At 54.4% G+C, this 375-nt stretch carries 1 protein-coding gene; it reads right to left on the reverse strand.

Going from position 1 to position 375, the window contains the following annotated elements:
- Window positions 1-133: 133 nt before the first annotated feature.
- Window positions 134-375 (reverse strand): transposase (locus JIN78_RS17025; RefSeq protein ID WP_425606149.1); only part of this gene is annotated, 242 nt, incomplete at its 5' end.

Below are 375 nucleotides of genomic sequence, written 5' to 3' on the forward strand. Positions count from 1 at the left end.
TTGATGCGCCCGTTTTCCTCGCTTTCCGGCACCGGCTGATAGCTGCTCGTGGAGCGTGCCACGGACAGGAGCTGGCATTGTCTTCTCATGCTCAAACCGGGATGTTCGTTTTCCAACAACTCGACGCGCTCCCTCACAGACCGAGCTGTTTTGACTTTTTTCGCAAGAAATCAATCTCGATGGCTTGCTGGCCGATTTTGGCGTGGAGCTGCTCTTTCTCGGCCTCCCGGGCCTCTTCGGAGGTCTTTCTTTTCCCAGCGGAGAAGCACTCGACGGCACTGTCGAGCATTTGTTTTTTCCAGTCCGAAACCTGCGCGGGATGGATGTCAAAATCCTTCGCGATTTGAGCGGTGGTTTTGATGTTCTTGAGGGCTT

This window comes from Roseibacillus ishigakijimensis (genome assembly GCF_016595415.1).
GTDB classification, from domain to species: Bacteria; Verrucomicrobiota; Verrucomicrobiia; order Verrucomicrobiales; family Akkermansiaceae; genus Roseibacillus; species Roseibacillus ishigakijimensis.